This window comes from Salinivibrio sp. MA440 (assembly GCF_001996265.1).
Lineage (GTDB): Bacteria > Pseudomonadota > Gammaproteobacteria > Enterobacterales > Vibrionaceae > Salinivibrio > Salinivibrio costicola.
The window spans coordinates 1-1163 of the sequence record NZ_MUFI01000101.1 but is presented as its reverse complement, the minus strand read 5'-3'; the positions used below and the strand labels follow the sequence as shown (position 1 = coordinate 1163).

Genomic DNA, 1163 nt, shown 5'->3' with positions numbered 1-1163 from the left:
ATGACAGGCATTACATGAGAATATAATATTCTTATTTTTAGCGATTGGCTTATCCCAATCATATTTTCCATCGCGAAGCAACGGCTCATACTCTGAAAGTGTGATAACTTGACCTGACATATTCTCAATAATATCACTCCCACAGCTAACACAGGATATTGTTGGTTTACGTGCATATAAGTTGCTATCTATATCCTCGGACCAATTTAGTTTAAACGAATATGGGAAGTAACGTTTATATAGAGCCATAGTTTTATCATTTTCATGCAAAAAGTCGACAATTTTGGCTTTATCAAAAATTTGATATTCTAGCAATTCTCCTGAATTATTACGCCTAGAATCTTCAAACTCTCTCGTTAAAGCTTCGCTTGCTATTGTCGAATAGAAACCTATGAACCCCTTGCAGCCATTGTTTCTTAATCTTCCAATGATATCTGGTTCTTGGCTGTTTCCAACAGACCTATTTTCTTGTTTTCCATGAGCGAAGTGTTTGCAACTTACTAAGTATCTAACTTCGCTACTTCCAAACCTACCATGACGAAACTCACTAACTATTAGATCTTTTCTATCATCAGAACCACGAGCAGGCCCCTTGATAATATTAAAACCTAAAGCTTCCAGTAAGTCTCTAGCAAAAAGTTCGAAAGCATCTTGATCACCATTTGAGATATTGGCTTGTGGTATTTCTTTGAAATCAATATTAAGCCATTTCTTACTGTCATTCATCTATCGTTCTCTCATCATGAAATTTGAACTCTAATTTAGGGTAACGCAACAACCTAACGCTTGGCTTTGCGGCGTGACGGAGCGTAGCGGAGTAACGTCCGACAACAGCCACTTGTTAGGTGAATACTCATTTAGCACTCAAAGCTTTTGCAAGTTTGTCTGAAAAAGTAGAGAGGCTCTGTTGCTCAACCTTCGATTTCTCTATCTCTGCCGTAGTTTGACCTTTCTCTATGATTGCATTGCGTTCAGTTTCGGAAAGAACCTTTATTACATTAGAGGTAGCTTCAGAGTCATTAGTCATAAGAGAGCATTTCAAGGCTGCGAGCTTCGCCTCTGAATTTGTCATTTCATTTTGAAAATATTTTATTTCACTAAGACTTGATTTATAAAGTTTCAAGAAAAAATAGGCGAATATTTCGATGAGCACTACCAAGGAT

The 1163-nt window shown here is 37.1% G+C and carries 1 protein-coding gene and 1 pseudogene; both read right to left on the bottom strand.

Going from position 1 to position 1163, the window contains the following annotated elements; all coding sequences use genetic code 11:
• A partial coding sequence (locus BZG80_RS15695; RefSeq protein WP_198532973.1) for a restriction endonuclease occupies positions 1-726 on the bottom strand: 726 nt, incomplete at its 3' end.
• A gap of 127 nt (positions 727-853) precedes the next feature.
• Positions 854-1163: pseudogene (locus BZG80_RS15945) on the bottom strand (hypothetical protein); the annotation flags it as partial.